At 62.3% G+C, this 18,878-nt stretch carries 15 protein-coding genes; 1 reads left to right on the top strand and 14 read right to left on the bottom strand.

Annotated features, from left to right (window positions below):
• The 6 genes from RIE53_12530 to RIE53_12505 form a co-directional block, all read right to left on the bottom strand.
• The coding region (locus RIE53_12530) for a hypothetical protein (protein ID MEQ9105508.1) at positions 1-3,759 on the bottom strand (3,759 nt) is incomplete at its 3' end.
• A 185-nt stretch (positions 3,760-3,944) separates the two neighbouring features.
• Positions 3,945-5,054 (bottom strand): metal ABC transporter permease, encoded by a 1,110-nt coding sequence (locus RIE53_12525; protein ID MEQ9105507.1) that lies wholly within the window; start codon positions 5,052-5,054, stop codon positions 3,945-3,947.
• Complete coding sequence (locus RIE53_12520; GenBank protein ID MEQ9105506.1) at positions 5,051-6,160, bottom strand: metal ABC transporter permease; 1,110 nt, start codon at positions 6,158-6,160, stop codon at positions 5,051-5,053. Before RIE53_12520 ends, RIE53_12525 begins: the two co-directional genes overlap by 4 nt.
• Positions 6,157-6,912 carry a metal ABC transporter ATP-binding protein gene (locus RIE53_12515; GenBank protein MEQ9105505.1) on the bottom strand — a complete coding sequence of 252 codons (756 nt, stop codon included), beginning with the start codon at positions 6,910-6,912 and terminating at the stop codon, positions 6,157-6,159. Before RIE53_12515 ends, RIE53_12520 begins: the two co-directional genes overlap by 4 nt.
• A complete protein-coding gene (locus RIE53_12510) occupies positions 6,905-7,843 on the bottom strand; it encodes a zinc ABC transporter substrate-binding protein (GenBank protein ID MEQ9105504.1) in 939 nt (312 codons plus the stop codon). The genes RIE53_12515 and RIE53_12510 overlap by 8 nt, the downstream gene beginning before the upstream one ends.
• A gap of 90 nt (positions 7,844-7,933) precedes the next feature.
• A complete protein-coding gene (locus RIE53_12505) occupies positions 7,934-9,100 on the bottom strand; it encodes a hypothetical protein (GenBank protein MEQ9105503.1) in 1,167 nt (388 codons plus the stop codon).
• Positions 9,101-9,151: 51 nt separating this feature from the next.
• On the opposite strand from RIE53_12505, the gene RIE53_12500 reads away from it, so the two are divergent.
• Positions 9,152-9,964 (top strand): tetratricopeptide repeat protein, encoded by an 813-nt coding sequence (locus RIE53_12500; protein ID MEQ9105502.1) that lies wholly within the window; start codon positions 9,152-9,154, stop codon positions 9,962-9,964.
• Here the strand turns inward: RIE53_12500 and RIE53_12495 are convergent.
• From RIE53_12495 to RIE53_12460, 8 genes are all read right to left on the bottom strand, one after another.
• Positions 9,894-10,952: an aminoglycoside phosphotransferase family protein gene (locus RIE53_12495; protein ID MEQ9105501.1), complete on the bottom strand. Its 1,059-nt coding sequence runs from the start codon at positions 10,950-10,952 to the stop codon at positions 9,894-9,896. The two genes, RIE53_12500 and RIE53_12495, sit on opposite strands and share 71 nt — an antisense overlap.
• An 82-nt stretch (positions 10,953-11,034) precedes the next feature.
• On the bottom strand, positions 11,035-11,802 hold the full coding sequence (locus RIE53_12490) for a 5'-methylthioadenosine phosphorylase (GenBank protein MEQ9105500.1): 768 nt from the start codon (positions 11,800-11,802) through the stop codon (positions 11,035-11,037).
• Between the two features lie 14 nt (positions 11,803-11,816).
• Entirely contained in the window at positions 11,817-12,548 is a 732-nt protein-coding gene (locus RIE53_12485; GenBank protein ID MEQ9105499.1) for an ATP-binding cassette domain-containing protein, read from the bottom strand.
• On the bottom strand, positions 12,538-13,227 hold the full coding sequence (locus tag RIE53_12480; protein MEQ9105498.1) for a hypothetical protein: 690 nt from the start codon (positions 13,225-13,227) through the stop codon (positions 12,538-12,540). Before RIE53_12480 ends, RIE53_12485 begins: the two co-directional genes overlap by 11 nt.
• Positions 13,224-13,994, bottom strand: a complete 771-nt coding sequence (locus RIE53_12475) for a hypothetical protein (protein MEQ9105497.1) — start codon at positions 13,992-13,994, stop codon at positions 13,224-13,226. The genes RIE53_12480 and RIE53_12475 overlap by 4 nt, the downstream gene beginning before the upstream one ends.
• Positions 13,991-15,247: an ABC transporter substrate-binding protein gene (locus RIE53_12470; protein MEQ9105496.1), complete on the bottom strand. Its 1,257-nt coding sequence runs from the start codon at positions 15,245-15,247 to the stop codon at positions 13,991-13,993. Before RIE53_12470 ends, RIE53_12475 begins: the two co-directional genes overlap by 4 nt.
• Positions 15,244-17,028: an ABC transporter ATP-binding protein gene (locus RIE53_12465; GenBank protein ID MEQ9105495.1), complete on the bottom strand. Its 1,785-nt coding sequence runs from the start codon at positions 17,026-17,028 to the stop codon at positions 15,244-15,246. The genes RIE53_12470 and RIE53_12465 overlap by 4 nt, the downstream gene beginning before the upstream one ends.
• Complete coding sequence (locus tag RIE53_12460; GenBank protein ID MEQ9105494.1) at positions 17,025-18,821, bottom strand: ABC transporter ATP-binding protein; 1,797 nt, start codon at positions 18,819-18,821, stop codon at positions 17,025-17,027. The genes RIE53_12465 and RIE53_12460 overlap by 4 nt, the downstream gene beginning before the upstream one ends.
• Positions 18,822-18,878 lie beyond the last annotated feature (57 nt).

The following is an 18,878-nucleotide window of genomic DNA, read 5'->3' as shown; positions in this document are numbered from 1 at the left end:
GAATTCAATCGTCGTTGTCGGATTGAACGGGTTCGGATAGTTCTGCTCCAGTGCATACGTGGTAGGCACCTGTGCCGGGCCCTCTTCCTCGGTATCCACCGAAGAGGAGTAGGCCAGACCGTCGAAGCGCATCATTTCCGCACCGGCGCTCAGGATGAATACGCCACCGTCCGTTACAGCCAGGTCCTGGACCTGTCCGACCTGCAGCGCGAATTCGCCCAGCGCCGTGGCTTGCCAGTTCGTGGAGACCCACACGCCCTGTCCCCAGGTGCCGATGTAGAGCACGCCGTTCTCATCGAACGCCACATGCCGTACTTCCGGCGGAACCGTAGGCTCGGGGAACGCGGTGTTCAGCCCGTTCCAGTTGTCCCCTTCGTCGGCGGAGTAGTAGACGCCGAGCGCCGTGCCCACGAAGATGTTGCCGGAAATCGGATCGAACTCGATGTCAAAAATGTGACCGTTTCCGAGGCCGTTGCCTTCCGGCTTCTCCCACGTCTCGCCGAAGTTCGACGTCACGTAGAGCGAGTCCCCGAACGTACCGGCGTACAGCTTGCCGGGGGCCGTCGGATCGGCTTCGAGCGACCACGGCGTGTCGGCCGAACCCAGCGGAAGCTGCTTGGCCTTCTGCCACGTTCCACCACCGTCGAAGCTGCGGTACATGTCGCCGTTGTTGGCCGAGATGTAGAGCGTGCCAATGATGTCTTCCGTGATGGCGTAGATCTGGGCTACCGGGTCGTCAATGCCGTCCGGAGCGCCGCCTGGGCCGCCCGTCAGGTCGAGGAACGGATCCGTCCACGTCTTGCCATCGTCGTCCGAGTAGTACAGGCCACCAAAGCCCCATGAAGTCAGCCAGATGCGGCCGGACTGGTCACGGAACAGGTCGGTAACGACCAGCGGCGAGAAGAGTCCGTCCTTCGCAGGAAGGCCTTCACCACAGGAGTACCACAGGTTGCCGAGACCACCGTCCCAGCCCACAGCCTTGTTCTGATCGGGCACGCGGCACATGACCGGGCCGATGTTCAGGGTGGCCGGATCGAGCGCACCGCCGTACAGACCCACAATGTAGCGAGGGCCTGCCTGGGTCGGAGCGAACACTGACGCCTGGATGGCGGCCTTGGCGGGGAAGCCGAAGACTTCCGTCACGTCGACCGACGTGGAATCGTGGTTGTTCGTCAGGTCGAAGTCGGGGTTCAGGACCGACGACCAGTTGTCGATGTCATCCGTCGTGAGAAGGGTATTGACGATGACCGAATAGGTCATGGTCTTGACTTCCGCCGGAGCAAAGGCAGCGTCGTCGTCCAGGCGCCACAACAGCGCCCGGTTGTTGGTGATGTCCACTGTGCCTTCGTCGACCACAATGCTCTGCTCGTCCACCGAGAACCGGTGATCAATCACGTCCGTGACCCACACGGGCAGTGCCGTCAGGTTGATCGAGCCAGGGCCATTGTTGGTAACCGTGACCGTGAAGTCGATGGCATCGCCGGGATGGGCATCGCCGAACGTGTTGACCGTCTTGACGACTTCGACGTCATCGGCGCCCAGGTCCAGGGCCGTTGACTCGATGTCATTGATGGTGATGTCCTCGAAGCCGGCGATGGGCGGGAGCGTTGCCGGACCGACCACGGGTACAATGCCGTTGACCACGCTCGGATCACACAGGGCGACATCGGCACAGTCCAGGAAGAACCAGTCGGCGGCAACGTCGTCATCGCCGTAAACGGCAATCGGGAAGTCTGCCGAGGGACGGACCACGAAGTAGTCGTCACCCGTATCGACGCCGCTGCCGTCACCGCCGTAGAGCGCGACCGACTGCAGGAGGGCCGGTGCATCGCCATCCGGCGTGAAGAGCGTGAAGATATCGTCGGCCGAGTTCGTGCCGCCGGCAGTATCATCACCGCCGTAGACCACGACATCCTTCTTGTTGCGGAAGTTGACCTTCTCGAATGTCGCAACAGCGCCGCTGTTGATCTGGAAGGTATTGTCCCCGAACACCGTAGGACCGTCCACGAAGTTGACTTCGTGATTCACATCGTCCTGAAGCACGATAGCGAAGGTACCGTTCACGATGACCACGTCATCAATGGGCTCGATGTTCATGAAGTTGATGAGACGCGAGGTGCCTGGCGTGATGGTGCCGGCCGCAATGTCGAGCGGTTCGAATACGATCGTACCCGAGCCTTCGTCGGATGCGTTGACATTGCCACCGTTGCCCATGTAGATGGCTTCGTCCACGGACTGTGCCTGACCACGGATGATGACCTTGTCAAAACCGTCCGCACCATCGAACTGGATCCCGCAATCGTCGGAGTCGCCGTGCTCAAGCAGCTGACACGTGCCTGCGGTCGTAATGCCTTCAGGAATCGGATTGCCGTTCACGAAATCGACGGTGAGGAGGTCGTCGCCGTCCGTTCCGTTGAACAGCACTTCCGCGACGCCGGCAACAGGACCCACCGAATTGTAGAACGCATCGTCATAGAGCAGACGCGCGCCTTCACGCACGTTCAGGTCACCATCGTTGTCAATGGACACCTTCACGCTTGTGGTTTCGCCGCCCGGGAACACCGTAAGGATGTGCGCCGGACCAGCCGTCAAATTGACAATCGTTGCATTATCCGCGGAATTGTCTTCGGCGAGCGTCTGGGAAGCGAAATAGGCATCGGAATCCGGTCCAAGAACAGACTGCGGGTTCGGATTGGAGGATTTCCAGAACGGAGCCAGGATCAGCTCGTCCACAACCGCCTTACGACCTGCGTTTGCGACATAAGCCAGCGTGTTGGTGAAGTTGCCATTCGCTTCTTCGACAAGCGAACCGCCGATACCGATGGCCACACCTGTATCCAGTTCGGTGTTGACCAGTCCGAGTACGTGCCAGTCATAGGTGTTCGAATTGATCCGCGCGCCGTTGTTCGGCATGGGATTTTCTTCGTCCTGCGGCACGATGACACCGACGGCAGGCTCACGGCCGTCCACGAATTCGGTGAAGTTGTTGATGTTGATACCGCGCGCCAACTGGAACAACGTGTTGTCGTGGATCCAGGCACCGCACAGGAACTTGTCGATCGCGTTACATTCCGCCACATCTCCCTCCAGCCCTTCGAGGTAGATGCCCACGCCTGCCGTCACGTTCACGCCACCGACATTCTCGCCACCGAGATTGTAGAAGTAGCTGTCCTTGATCTCGTTGCCCGTCATCGTGGCACTTCCGGTCGTAATGTTGGCATTCCCGAAAACACCGAACGAAAGATTGAAGTTCGAACCGGAGCGTTTGTTGGCGATGTTGTGGACCAGCACATTCTTGATGGTCCAGCGATCATAACCGCCCAGGATGGCAATGCCGGCATAGGCGTCGTTCGCGCCGTCGGCGTCGCCGATGATCTGGATGCCGTCAATGGTCACATTGTTGGCCTGGATCTCCAGTGCGTAGTCGAAGCCTGCGATGTCGATACAGGCTTCATTGGCGTCACACGTCGTTGTCGTAGGAGTGGCCGTCGGGTCGAGCGTACGGTTGACACCATCGAATACCGGTGCATCGGCTCCCCAATCCGAACGGATGGTGATGAAATTCTTGTCGATGACCAACTCACCTTCCGTCAGGGCAACACCGGCATTGATGATGATCGTGTCCCCCTGCTGCGCCGCAAGCAATGCGGCACCCAGCGTGGCACACGGTGTAGCCAACGTGCATGCGCCGTTGTCCGGGCCGACACCGTCCACAATGCGGTCCGTGGCGCTGGCTGAGCCGACCGCGAAAACGGCCATGAGGAGAGTCAGGGCTGTAACTCTGTAATTCATAATGGTAATTACTCCCTTGTGACGTATGGGCTACGACAAGGTAATTGTCGAATTCGGGTTTGTCCTATGGTTACCGGAATGGGTCCACCCCGGCTAATCGTAATTACGTCCAGAATTGTGCAATTCGCGCTGGGATTGAAAATTTTTTTCAACTACAGGTCGACAAGCGCCCGGTTGGCGTGTTTTCGGCCTTCATCGGTCAAATAAAGCACTTCATCCCGCAACTTTACGAATCCCATCTGGACGGCTGACCGGACAGCCCTGGAGGCAAATCCATGCTCCCAGCGCAGGTGGTCTTCCAGATGAGATACGCTGCATTCGCGACTGGCATTGGCCAATCCTTCGTGATGCAACAAATGAATCAGCAACATGGTCCTGCCAAAGGCTACTTTTTGCGCCGATTTGCGGACAATCTGGGGCAACCATCCCTGATCGGGTGCCATCACGAAGGAAACAATGAACACGATCCCGGCCACCGAAGCCATGGACCCGGCAATGGATGCGTCCAGCCAGCGAGCCATCCAGTATCCTCCAACACCACTGACCATGCCGAAAACAACGGCCAACAGCATCATCATGCGCAATCGTTCGGTCCAGAGGTACGCGGCGGCCGGTGGCGCCACCATCAACGCAACGACCAGGATGGATCCTACCGCATCGAATGCGCCGACGGCGGTGACGCTGACCGCGCCCATCAACCCGTAGGTCACCACGCCGGGCAGGAAGCCCAACGCCGAGGCCAGCGCGGGATCGAACGTGGTGAGTACCAATTCCTTATGGAACAGGGACAAGAGGGCCACGTTCAGCGCCAGGATCACGCTCATGACCACGAGCGCCTGCGGGCCGATGTCCACGCCGCCAATCACCATCCGGTTGAACGGGGCAAAGGCCAACTCTCCCAGCAGCACCGCATCCACATCCAGATGGATATCCCCGGCGTACCGGGCAATCAGGACGACCCCCAGGCTGAAGAGGGCCGGAAAAACGATCCCGATCGCCGCATCCTCTTTCAACAGCCCGGTTTTCCGCAGCATTTCCACCAGCGCTACCGTCAACACACCGGTCCCCGCGGCGCCGACAATGAGCCACGGCGATCCCAGGTTGCCGGTCAGGAAGAACGCGACGACAATGCCGGGTAGAATGGCGTGGCTGATGGCATCGCTCATCATGGCCATGCGCTGCAATACCAGGAAGACTCCGGGCAAGGCACATGCCACGGCCACCACTATGGCGATCAATTGGATTTCGAGGGATGCACTCATAGCCGATTGATGACGTCCCGTGCACGTTCAACGCCCTCGGCCGTCAAGGCCCAGCGTTCAGCATCTATCCGGCGGGCGAGCCCCAGTCCGTCGAGCAGGCGCAGGGTTTCCCGAGCCCGCGCGGACACGTCCGACATCACATTCAGGACCCGCTCGGCGTGGGGATGCTCGGCACTCTCGTGTTGGGATGCGAGCGTATACAGGTCGACCAGCACGGCATCAATGCGAAGCTGACGACTCAGCCGGACTTCCCGGATCCGTCGCCACAGGATGCCCCGGTTCGGCGCAAACAGCAACGAAAACAGGACGATCGCGCTGACGATGAGCACGATGGCCGGACCCGTAGGCACACCGGCCACCCGGCTGCTGAGCACCGCCCCTCCTATTCCGGACACTGCGCCAAAGACCGCGGACAGGAAGATCATGCGCCCGAGCCGGTCGGTCCACTGCCGGGCGGCGGCAGCAGGGGCCACGATCATGGCACTCATGAGCACGACTCCGACGGTCTGCAACCCAAGGACAATGGCGACCACCAGCAGCCCGGTCAAGAGATAGTCCAAGCGGCGCATGGGATACCCCAGGGCCGCCCCGAACGGTCTGTCGAAAGACAGCAACTTGAATTCCTTCCAGAACGCCAGGATGAGGACCAGAACACCGCTGCCGAGCCCCAGGATGACCTGTACATCCCGCTCCACAAGGGCTGCGGCCTGGCCGAAGAGGAAGGAGTCCAATCCGGCCTGATTGGCACCGGGCAACCGCTGGATGAAGGTGAGCAGGACCAGACCGAATCCGAAAAAGACCGAGAGCATGATGCCGAGCGCAGCATCGTACTTGACGCGCGTGCGGTTCGTCACGGTCATGATGAGCGCGGCGCCAATCCACCCGGCAACAGCTGCCCCGACCACCAGCACCAGGGGTGCCTTGCTGCCAGTGACGAGGAACGCGAGCGCGATTCCGGGCAGCGCAGCGTGGGAAATGGCATCCCCGAGCAACGCCTGCCGGCGCAGCAGGGCAAACCCGCCGAGCGCGCCTGAGACAATGCCCAAGAGGGCCGCACCCATGGCCACCGTCCGGAGCGTATAGTCGTTCAGAAGGTCTTCGATCATGACCGGTCAACCGGTCTGGCGACGGCCTTGACGAAAGATACCCGTCCTCCGTAGGTCGTCCGGAGATGATCCTCCGTGAACACGTCGGCCACCGGACCGCTGGCAATCCGACGCACGTTCAGGAGCATGACCTGGTCAAAATATTCGGGCACGGTCTGCAGATCGTGGTGGACGACGACGACGGTTCGCCCTTTTTCCCGCAGGACGCGCAGCAAGTCCACGATGGCCTTTTCCGTGACGGCATCCACCCCCTGGAAGGGTTCGTCCATGAAGTAGATCTGGGCATCCTGCACGAGGGCCCTTGCCAGGAACACCCGTTGCTGCTGTCCGCCCGACAGCTGCGAGATCTGTCTGTCGGCGAAAGCCTCCATGCCAACCTGAACCAACGCATGGAGGGCGGCATCCCGCTCCCGGCGTCCCGGGCGGCGGATCCATCCCAGCCGACCGTAGAGCCCCATGGTGACCACGTCCAGGACATTGGTCGGAAAATCCCAGTCCACACTTCCGCGTTGGGGTACATACGCCACACGGTGCCGCTCATCCGACAGCGGGCTCCCGTTGATGAGCACGGATCCGGCCGCTGGCCGGACCAGGCCCAGAACCGCCTTCAAGAAGGTGGTCTTTCCGGCCCCGTTCGGCCCTACGATGGCCATGAGAACACCGGACGGGACTTGCAGGTCGATATCCCACAGGACAGGCTTTTCCCGATACGCGACCGTCAGGTCGCGGACATCAATGGCGAAGTCACTCATGCAAACCGGCAATGATGGTCGACACGTTCGTTCTGACCATCCCAATGTAGGTATCGGCCGGACTTCCGGCAGGACCCAGGGCGTCGCCGTACAGCGTGCCGCCTATCCGGACCTCGAAACCGCGGTCCCGCACGGCCTCACGTACAGCCTGGATGCCCCGTGGTGAGATGGACGACTCGACGAACATGGCCGGAATGCGCCGGTCCGAGACGAACGCCGCCAATTCCTGCACGTCCCCGGTGCCAGCCTCGGTGGCCGTACTTATGCCCTGCAATCCACGCACGTCGAACCCGTAGGCACGCCCGAAATACCCGAACGCGTCGTGTGAGGTAATGAGCACACGGAATTCCGCCGGGATGACCGCCAAGGCCTCGTTCACCTCCGCGTCCAGATCGGCCAGCACCCTACCGTACGTGGCTGCTCGCTCCCGATAGTACGCCGCGTTTTCCTCATCCAGTCCGGCAAGCCGTTCGCCCACATAGTGGACCGCCTGCTCCCACAGCAGGACATCGAACCAGATATGCGGGTCGAAATTTCCGGTGAACAGGGCGGATTGAAGCAGACTGTCCGGCGCAATGGCGTTGGTTGCCGCATACACGGGCAATCCCCGTTCGTGCATCTGCTCGAAAATCTCCACCATCTTGCCCTCGAGGTGGAGGCCGTTGTAGAAAACGACATCGGCCGATGACATGCGGACTACATCCCCTTCGCTGGCCTTGTAGAGATGGGGGTCAATCCCGGGGCCCATGAGCGCCTGGACGTCGACCAGGTCCCCTCCGACTTCGCGGACGACGTCGCCCAGGATGCTCGTGGTCGCAACGACCCGGAGCGGGTTTTCAGCCGAAACGGGACCACGTTCGCGCGCGTCCCGCGGGCCGCACCCGGCAAGAATCGACACGCCCAGGATCATGAAAGCAAGGAAGGCACGCATGGATTGGCTGAAGTTTAGTTGCAACTAATTTAGGCACAACTAAACCTCAAGTCAACCCGTCAATCCTTCTCTGCGCCCTGGCCGCCCGGCTCAGTCCACCCAGTCCGCGACAAACACGTTCGTGTCGCGTGTCTCGTTGCGATCAGCCGTCCGGTTCGACGAGAAGACCAACTTCGTGCCGTCGAAGCTGAACATCGGGAACGCATCGAAGGTGTTCGAGAACGTCACCTGTTTCAGTCCGGTCCCATCGGTATTGATGGAGAAGAGATTGAAGACCCTGCCGCCCTGCTCCTGCGAGTGATGGTTCGATGCAAAAACCAGCTTCTCGCCGGATGGGTGGAAGAACGGCGCCCATTGCGCGCCCGGCATGTCGGTGACCTGGCGTACGTTCTCGCCATTGATGTCGGCCACGAAGAGGCTCATTTCGCTGGGTTCGACCAGTCCTTCGGCGAGCAGGGAGCGGTAGGCCACTGCATCTTCCCCTTCGGGCCGGGACGCACGCCACACGATCTGCTTGGAATCGCGGGAAAAGAAGGCACCACCGTCGTAACCGAGTTCGTCCGTCAACTGCAGCAGCTCACCCGTGGCCATTTCGTATCGCCAGAGCTCGAGATCCCCCGAACGGGTACTTGTGAAAATAATGTACTTGCCGTCGGGCGAGACGGTCGCCTCGGCATCGTATCCTTCCCCACCGATCAGCAACTGGGTGTTCTGCCCGTTCCCGTCCGCCACGTAGATGTCGTACGAATCATGGATGGGCCACACGTACCGGCCCTGGCCGAACATGACCGTCTCGGGACAGGCCTCGTCGGCCACATGGGTCGAACCGAACACAACCCGTCCGTCGGGCAGGAAGTAACTGCACGTGGTCCGTCCGAGACCGGTCGAGACCTGTGTGTACTCACCGGCCTCACCGGAACCTGCCGTGGCCGGATCCATCACATAGATCTGGTCGCAGCCCTGGTCATTGATCTTGTCCCAGTCACTCTGGAAGACCAGTTTGTCGTCGTTGAAGCTCCAGTACGCTTCAGCGTTGTTGCCCCCGAAGGTCATCTGCCGCACGTTGCGCAGGTGTTCTTCGCCGTCGTAGCGGAGGGAATCGGTGGCCGCGTCGTACGGCTCCGGGGCAGGCTCAACCGGCTGACAGCCCGCTGCCAGTCCGACCAGGGCGAAAATGGCGAGGACCGAGGCCGTAGTGGCTCCGACGGGCAACGACTTGGCTGGCAAATTTGTCGTGAACGGGAATCCGATGCGCATGGAGAATCGTTTCAGTTGTAGTAAAAAAATCGTAACAAATCTAAGCAAGCCATGTCGTACGACCTTCAAAGCTTTCAAGAAGATGTCATCGACGCCAGCTTTAAACGGCCCGTCGTGGTCGATTTCTGGGCGCCCTGGTGTGGCCCCTGTCGCGTCCTGGGCCCCGTGCTCGAAAAACTGGCTGGCGAGCAGGCCCATCGCTGGACGCTGGTGAAGATCAACTCGGACGAACATCCCGAGTTGGCCCAGCAGTTCGGGGTTCGGGGCATTCCTTCCGTCAAGATGGTGGTGGAAGGCCGGCTCGTCGATGAATTCACCGGTGCGTTGCCGGAAGCAGCCATTCGTCAGTGGTTGGACAAGGCTTTGCCGACCGAGGAGAAGAAGGGCGTCGCGCAGGCGGAAGATCTGCTGGAGGCCGGCGACGTCGCGGCCGCCGTACGCATCCTGGAGGCCGTCCTGGCGGCCGAGCCCACGAATGCCCAGGCTGCCGGACTCCTCGCGCCCCTGTTGGTTGTGGATGATACGCCTCGGGCCCGCGCGCTGGCCGATACGGCAGCGACCGGCGAACCCCGATTCGTGCAGAACGCGGACGCCGTCCGGGTGCTGGCCGATGCGCTCGAGCGGGATGACTTCTCGGTGTTGGACGGAGAGCCTGCGACCGGTACCTACCGCGGCGCCATTGAGGCCATCCGGGCCGGAGAACCCGATGCCGCCATCCGCATGCTCATCGAGGTCCTGCAGAAGAACCGGATGATTGACGAGGATGGCGCCCGGAAACTGGGCGTGGCGCTGTTCACGGTGCTGGGTCCAGCGCACGAAGTGACCAGAACGCATCGTCGAATCTTCGACATGTGGCTGTATTGAGGTTGTCCGATCGGAACGGCCCATACAGCCGCATGGCGACCTCGGCCCGGATATGGATCTGCATGTGGCGCCGATGGAACGCCGCGCGCACCGATGGCCCCGCCTCGGCGCCCCACGCCTCCAACAATTCCTCGATTTTTTCGGCCTGACCCGCCAACATCAAATGCGCGGCCAGGTGGCCCAGGTCCTGTGCCGGCCAGCCCATGGTGGAAAACTCCCAGTCGATGACGGCGAGCCCGGCTGAGTCCACCCCCTTCGCCTCGCCCGCCCCATCACCCGCCCCAATCAGTATGGATGGTGGCCACAGATCCCCGTGAATGAAACACGGACCGGCTTCGAGCCAGAGCAGGCCGAGTCTTCGAGCTTCCTCGCCGATGGCCCCGGCCTCGGCCACTCCGGCACCGCCGAGCCACTCCCCGACCCGTTCATACTGCATTTCCAGTCGCGAGCGCTGCACATCCAGATTGTGGTGGTTCGGCGCGGCCTGGGCGTGGAGGCGGGCCAGCCAGGTCCCCACGCGCCGAACATCCAGTGTAGTGACCGCCGAAGAGGCGTTCCCTGGGCCCATGTCCTCCATGAGCGTCAACCCGAGGTCCGGATCGGCGGCCAACAGGCGGGGCGTCCGGATGTCCAATCCATGTCCCGGATTCCAGTCCGCAACCCGGAGGAGCGCCTGCTGCTCGAACCAGGCCCGTCGCTGGGAAAGCGGGGTTTCCGGCGCCGAAGCCACATGGGGCGGTGTGTATTTCAGGATGCAGGATACTTTGGCATCTGGGCTGCCGACCCAGACGCGCCACACATGGTTCAGCAAGCCGCCCTCGACCCGTTCCACGCGCTGTACCGCTGCAGAACCCGCCCGCACCGGAGGCTCTTGGACTCCTGAGTGCCCCGGAATATCTGACGCATCCGTCAGCAGGTGCCGAAGCCACGAATGAACCCGGTCCTCTTCGGGGAATGCGCGGTGTTTTTGCGTGGTCTCAGGGCTCATTTATCCAAGGAGGGCGGCATGGGAAAGAGGCAAAGGGGAAGAGGCAAAGGGAATGAGGCAAACGCAATGGAAGCTACGGCCGTCAGAACCGGTACATCTGGTTGCCATCCTGCTCGGCCGCAGCCTCCTCCAGGAAACCGCGGATGGCCCGCGACAACATGCGGCGGGAGGCATCCAACGACGCGGAAATCCCATCGGACGGCGGGTTCTCGATGTCCGGGTGCGAATATTTGTGCCCGACCACCAGGGCCGCGACGGGTATGCCCAGTTCGGCCGCCAGGACAACCTCCGGGGCCAGGGTCATGGAGTTCACATCGGCGCCTGCGGAGGCCCAGTACCTGTTTTCAGCAGCTGTCTTGGTGCGGGGGCCACCCGCATACGTGAACACCACGGGGCCACCCACTTCAATGCCGCGCCGCCCGCACAGGGACCGCACCTTCGCGCGCAGGCCGGTATGAAAAACGCCGTCCTGGACCACGAGGTGCCCGCCACCCAGGGTGCACGCACTTCCGTCCGGCAACCGGTTTTCCGGCCAGAGCAGGTCCCCGACCTCCAGGAGCACATCCAGCGGGACCTCGCGCCGGAGGATGCCCACCGAACTGGTGACCAGAAGCGCCCGGACTCCCGCCGCCCGGAGCGCCCAGGCGTTCGCCCGGTACGGAATGTCCTGGGGATACAGGGTATGGGGAATCCCATGCCGGGCAAGGATCCAGGCGGGACGAGGCACGTCCGTCACGCGATGCAGCACCGCCCCGCCGAAGGGCGTTTGCACGTCCAAGCGCTCGGTCGGCCATGGCAGGCCGTCGGCCCACGCGCTGCCCACGACTACCGCGACGGATGCCGGTGCCACTGAATTCCTGGTGGTCATACGCCCCCCACCTCCCGCCAGAAGGCTTGCTCGCGGGGAATCCCCGTCTGCTCCATGGCCACGAAACGCTCTTTCGACGGGACCAATACCAGACGCCCCTGCTCCATCCAGGCCCAACGGTTTCCCACCCGTAGCGCCTCGCGCGGATCGTGGGTCACGAAAACGGACGACAGACCCCTGGCCACCGAGAGCTCCAGATAGACGTCCTGCATGGCATTGCGGGCCAGATGATCGAGCGCCCCGAACGGCTCATCCAACAACAGAACACGGGGCTCCGCCAGCAGGGCCCGTCCGAAAGCCACCCGTTGCTGCTGCCCGCCGGAAAGTTCGTGCGGCTGCTTGTCCCGGTGCTCCCACAGGTCCAGGCGATCCAGCAGGTCGTCCACCTGCGCATTGGCATCATCCGGAACGGGGCGACGGACCTGCAGCGGGAAGGCTACGTTACCGCGGGCAGACAGATGGGGAAACAGGAGCGCATCCTGTGGCATGTACACAATCCGTCTGCGTTCCGGCGGCCACGCCGAGACGTCCTCACCGCCGAGCTCGACGCGCCCCGCATCACCCGGAATGAGACCGGCCAGGACGCGCAGCAATGTCGTTTTACCGCATCCGGACGCACCCAGGACGGCCAGTCGGTCGCCACCGCCGAGCTCGAACGACACCCCGCGAAGGACGGGCTCCACGACCGACCCCTTCCGGAACGATTTTTCAAGATGCTCAACGATCATGGGTCCAGGCCAACATAACCAAAGGAACGATCACCAGGAGGAGACCGGCGGCTGCCGCAAGATACACATCGGCTTCCCGGACGAACCCGAAAACGAGCAACGGCAGGGTCTGGATGCGCCCCGAGCCCACCAGGAGCGTCAGTCCATACTGGAACCAGGAAATCAGGAAGGTCTGGACCAGGACCAGCGCCACCGGACGCGCCAGCGCCGGCAGCATGGCCTGCCGCCACAAGGGCCAGCCGCGGGCGCCAAGGGTCCTCGCCAGCTGTTCGAGGGCGTGCATGTCCCGCCGCCAGAACCCCTCCATGAGAATGAAGGCGAACGCATAGGCAAAGACCAGGTGCGACAGGAACACGCCGGACCAGGACCCGGCAAGGCCCGTTTTGAGGTGCACGGCCAGGAGCAGGATGCCCACAATGACCGGGGACAGGGCGAAGGGCAGCCACGCCGAGGCCAACCAGAAGGAGCGCCACTTGTGGCCCTGGACCCATCGCGCCGTTCCTGTGCCCAGGGACGTGGCCGCGACCGCCGAGCCGAAAGCCAGCGTCGCGGTGGTCCACAGCCCGGATGCAAAGGGGACTCCCGTGCTGAACAACCGCCCCCAGGCGCCGAACGAAAGCCATCCGAGGACGCCCAGCGGGACGGCAAGCAGGGCCACGATCACAACAATGCGTTTCATGGGTATGCCCTCTCCGGACGACGCCGCCAGGCGAGTGCAAACACCACGGCGACGACCGCTACGTACACCAGGGCCATCACGAACGCTTCCGGGCGGGTTTCCAGACTGAACCGGGCAAACGTGTGGTACACCAACACCGATATCATCTCCGGCCACGACCGTCCGAGCAACAGTGGAATCTCGAATGAACCGGTCCAGGCAATCCAGACCAGGATGACCTGGAAGCGGACGCGGGACCACAGGATGGGCGCCGAAACGCGCGCGTGGAGTTGCCATCCTGTCGCTCCGCAGGACCGGCCGACATCCAGCAAGCGGGGCAATCCCACCTGTTCTGCCGCCCGATGAACCAGCAGCAGGAGGAACGGGGCGACCATCATGACATGGGCGAGCAGCATGCCCAGCCCCCATACATCCTGCACCAGCCACCGTGCGCCGGTGAAATACACCAGGAAGGCCGCAACAACGGCCGGAAGGGCCATCATCATGGCCACGACCCGTGTTTCCAGTCGGGAAAGGGGACGAAGGACCACCACGGCGGCCAACACGCCGGACACCGCGACGGCCAAGCCGGCGACCCAGGCGCTCCAGGCCAGCGAAATCCAGACGTCGGCGTCCAGCACGACCGCGGTCCAATACCGCCAGGTCCACCCGTCACCGGCCAGGCCCACCCATCCAACGGACCATGCTGCGGCCATGACCAGGCCCGCGGCCATCGGCACCAGGACCAGCAGTCCGTACAACGCCGGAAACAGATGACGCCCCTTCACGGCCGCACCATCCGCCGGCGGAAGTCCTCGTCCAGACGGATCATGAATTCCGGCGCGGGTTCCGGCAGTGCGTTCGCGCGCAAGACCGCAGGAGCCGGCGTGCGCCGACGCGCCGTCGCGGTCGCGAACCGTCGCTGCCACTCCGGGGACAACTGCGCCGGATCCAGCACCGTGCCATCGCCCCAGATGGCGGGATCCTGTTTGTGGAACTGGGCCTCCGGCCCCAGCAGGAAATCCGCCACCACCATGGCCGCGGCCTTTTCCGAAGCCAGCCGGGGAATACCCAGGAAGTGTGTGTTCCGGATGCTCCCGAAGGCAGGAATCCATCCGAAGGACCCGGGCGGCAGGATGCCCTGCCGGACCTTGTTGTCCACCTCCCCGTCATTGTTGCTCATGGAGAAGTCCACCTGCCCGGCGTCGAACAATCGGTGGAGGTCGGCCACGCCTTCCGGAAAGGAACGCCCCTCGCGCCAGAAATACGGTCGAAGCGACTCGAGCCACGAGAACAAGGAGTCGGACACGGGTGCGTACACGTCCTCCCGGAATGGTCCGGTCACCCGGTCCATGCCGCCGGCCATGTCAATGAACAGCATCTTCAGGAAGGTCAGTCCGGTGAAGGATCGGTCCATCGTGAATCGGCCCGGATGCGCCCGGATCCATGTATCCAGGGCGTCCCGGGTGCGCGGAACCTCCGTCACACGGGCCGAATCGGCGATCATCACGAACTGTACCGAACCCCACGGGCTCTCATACCCTTCCACCGGTTGCTGGAAGTCCGTGTGGATGAACGGGTCCTGCGTCGCCACGTACGCCGCATTCGGCAGGGCATCCACGAACGGACCGTACAATCCATCCGCCTGCCGCAGTTGATAGAACGTCTCACCGTTTATCCAGACCAGGTCGGCGGCGGACTCCCCGGCACCCAACTCGATCTCCGTCACCAGACGCGAAACGATTTCGTTCCCCTGGGCCGGCACCAATGTCAATGTGATATCGAACAACGAATCCAGGCGCGGCGCGACCCAGGTCCGCATGTACTGATTGATGAGCGGATCGCCCATCCACATCATCATATGCACCTCGCGGTCGCGGGCCGCGTCAAGCACCTCATTCCACGGGGCGGACGCGGGGTCCTCCAGACCGGCCGGCTCCGGCCGACACCCGGCCAAGAGGGCAAGCCCCAGAACCGCGACAAGGACGCAGGAAGCATCAGCGAGCCCGACTGACCGCCTGTACCGGATCCATCCCGTCATGCCGCCTCCTGTTCCTGATACTGCAATTCGTACAGTTTCCGGTACAATCCGCCCTCCCGGAGGAGCTCCTGATGCGACCCGCGCTCCCGGATCTGCCCCCGGTGCATGACCAGGATCTGATCGGCGTGTTGAATGGTGGACAGGCGATGGGCAATGGCGATCGTCGTGCGGCCCTTCATGAGGCGGGCCAGTGCCTGCTGAATGAGTTCCTCCGTTTCCGTGTCGACGCTGGACGTGGCCTCGTCGAGCACCAGCACGCGGGGGTCATAGACCAGCGCCCGTACAAAAGAGAGCAGCTGGCGCTGGCCATGCGACAGCGCGCTTCCGCGCTCCCGTACCTCGTGGTCATAGCCGTCCGAATTCCGGTCTATGAAGCGATCGGCACCGATGGTGCGGGCTGCAGCCGTCATATCGTCGGCTGCGATGTCCGGATTGTTCAGGGTAATATTGTCCCGTATGGTCCCGGAGAACATGAAAACGTCCTGCAGGACGAGCCCGACGTGATCACGGAGGGCGGCCAAAGGAATGTCCCGCAAAGACTTCCCATCGACCAGGATTTCGCCCCGCTGGATGTCGTAGAAGCGCAGCAGGAGATTGATGATCGTGGTCTTCCCGGCGCCCGTTGCCCCGACGATGGCCAGGGAAGAGCCGGCCTCCACCCGGAAACTGACATCCCGCAGGATCCATTCGGCCTCATCGTCAGCCACGTCGATGGCCGGATCGTAACTGAACCACACATTCCGGAACTCGATGGTGCCCTCCAGGCGGACGTCGCCTTCCGGGGCCGTGTCTGGAATGGACGCGTCGGTGTCGAGCAGGTCGAAAATCCGCTCGGCACCGGCCATGGCGCTCTGCAGCGTATTGAACTGGTCGGACAGGTTGCGGATGGGCTCGAAGAACTGCCGGGCGTACTGGATGAACGCAATCAGGACACCAATGGTGACCGTGGACTGCATGGCCCCCACCCCTCCGTACCAGATGACCAGGCCGAGTGCAAGCGACGAAACCAGGTCGATGGCGGGCCAGAACAGGGCGAAATAGAAGATGGTTTTGATATGGGCCTGGCGATGATCGTCGTTGACCTCTTCGAAGCGCCGCATTTCCTCCGATTCCCGGCTGAAGAGTTGGACAATCCGCATGCCCGATACGTGCTCCTGCATGAAGGAATTCAACCGCGCCACCTGCTTCCGCGTATCGCGATAGGCATCCCGCACCTTCCGCTTGAACCAGAACGTGGCCCACAACATGAGGGGCATGACGGAAATAGTGACGAGCGCCAGGCGCCAATCCAGCGAGAACATGAACCAGGCAATGAAAAACAGCCGGAACAGGTCGCCCAGTATGGTGACAACGCCCGCCGACAACACCTGACTCAACGATTCCACATCACTCGTCACCCGCGTAATCAGACGGCCAATGGGCTGCGAATCGAAGAACCGGAGCGATTGCCGCTGGATGTGCCGGTAAATCTTCTTGCGCAGGTCATAGATGGCCTGCTGGCCGATCCACTGGGTCAAGTAGGCATTCACAAAGGACAGCACGGCTTCCCCGGCCAGCACCGTCACCAGCAACGCAATCATGCGCGTGAGTCCCTCGGCATCGCCCACAACCACATAATCGTCAATCGTCACCTGGACGAGCTTGGGGATGAGCGGCCCCAACCAGGCCGATACCAGCACGGTTATGAACGCGAGTCCAACCCACCACTTGTACGGCGCCAGGTACGTTACAATCCGTCGCAACAGACGCCCGTCGAGTCCTTTTTCGGCATCCGCGCTCAAGAGTAGGCCTCCACTTCCGCTTCCAATTGTTGTTTCCTGTACAGGGCTGCATAGAATCCATCTTCGGCCAGCAAGGAGGCGTGGGTCCCCTGTTCGGCGACGCGTCCTTCATCCAATACGATGATCCGGTCGGCATCCTGGACTGCGGAAACCCGGTGGCTTACGATCACGATGGTGCGTCGCCCGAATTGCTGACGCAAATGCCCCAGGATGGTCCGTTCCGTGTTCACATCCACGGCCGAAAGCGCATCGTCCAAAATCAGGATGTCCGGGCGACGAATGAGCGCCCGCGCAATGGAAGTCCGTTGTTTCTGCCCGCCGGAAAGCGTAATCCCGCGCTCGCCCACGAAGGTCTCGAAGCCCTGCGGGAAATCCGCGACGTTCTCCAGCAGGTCGGCCTCCCGCGCCGCATCTTCCACCGCCCCTTCATTGGCCTCCATGTGTCCGAAAGCGATGTTGTTGCGGATGGTGTCGGAAAACAGGAAGACCTCCTGGGGTACGTACCCGATGGATTCGCGGAGCCGCCGCACGGGAATGTCCCGGACGTCCCGCCCGTCCACAAGGACCTGCCCGGCGGTTGCATCGAGCAGGCGCGGAATCAATTCCACGAGGGTCGTCTTTCCCGCCCCTGTCCGGCCCACGATGGCCAGTGTGGAACCGGCCGGCACCGAAACCGACACGTCCCGGAAAACCCATTCCTCCGCATCGGGATACTTGAACCCGACGTTGCGGAGTTCCAAGGCGCCGGAGATCGGGCCGTCCACAACACCGTCCCGATCCGAAATCGATGGCATGGAATCGAACACCTCCGCCAGCCGCTCCATGGACGCCGCGGCGCGCTGGATCATGGTGATGACAAAGCCCATGGAGGCTACCGGCCACGTCATGAGCGCCACGTAAATCATGTATTCAGCGATGTTGCCCAGCGTAATGGTCCCGTCCATGACGAGCCGCCCCCCTACCCAGACGACGATGATGCTCGAAAGTCCGACCAGCAGCACGAAGACCGGCCGCCAGGCGGCTTCCACCAGCGCAAGGTCCAGACTCCGGGTCCTGTATGCGCTGCTTTCCGCATCGAAGGCCTCCGCTTCCGACGCCTCACGGCGGTATGCTTTCAATACGCGGATGCCAGAGAGTGCCTCCTGCACCCGGGACGTGAGGACCGAATACTGCGCCTGCAGCGCATCGGAACGCTCGTGGACCAGGCGCATCACGAAAAACACCGAAACCGCGAGGAAGGGCATGGGGATGAGCGCATACCACGTGAGTTTCGGTGAAATGATGAACATGATGGTGAGCGCCGTCACAATCGTCACCACGGCTCGCGTGGAATACATGACGGCCGGACCGATGTAACGACGGACCTGCTCGATGTCCGACGTGGAGCGCGTAATGAGGTCGCCCGTGGGATGCGACTGGTAGAAATCCCACGACAATTTCTGGAGGTGGTCAAACAGGCGGTTGCGCAGGTCGAACTCGATGTGACGGGATGCGACCACGATGGTCTGTCGCATGAGAAACGAGAACGCGCCGCTCAGGATGCTCAGGCCGATGATGACCAAGGCCATGAATGCCAACGTGAAGAACAGGTCCCAATAGACAAGGTCCTCAACCGGCGTCCCCTGAACCCCGCCGTATGTGGCCACGAACTGTGGAATGGCATCGATGGCCCGACGGACCACCGTGGGGACGATCAGGGCGAAGATGGACGAGATGACCGCAAAGCACAGCCCCGGGATGAACAGGTACCTGTACGTCCAGTAATAGCGGTTCAGTCGTCGAAGGGATCCCATGGGCGGTTGGTGGTGAGTCGGTCCGGAAACGCATGCGCGCCGTCACAGATCCATCCC

Source organism: Rhodothermales bacterium (genome assembly GCA_040221055.1).
GTDB lineage: Bacteria > Bacteroidota > Rhodothermia > Rhodothermales > UBA10348 > 1-14-0-65-60-17.
This window is presented reverse-complemented; position numbering and strand designations above follow the sequence as displayed.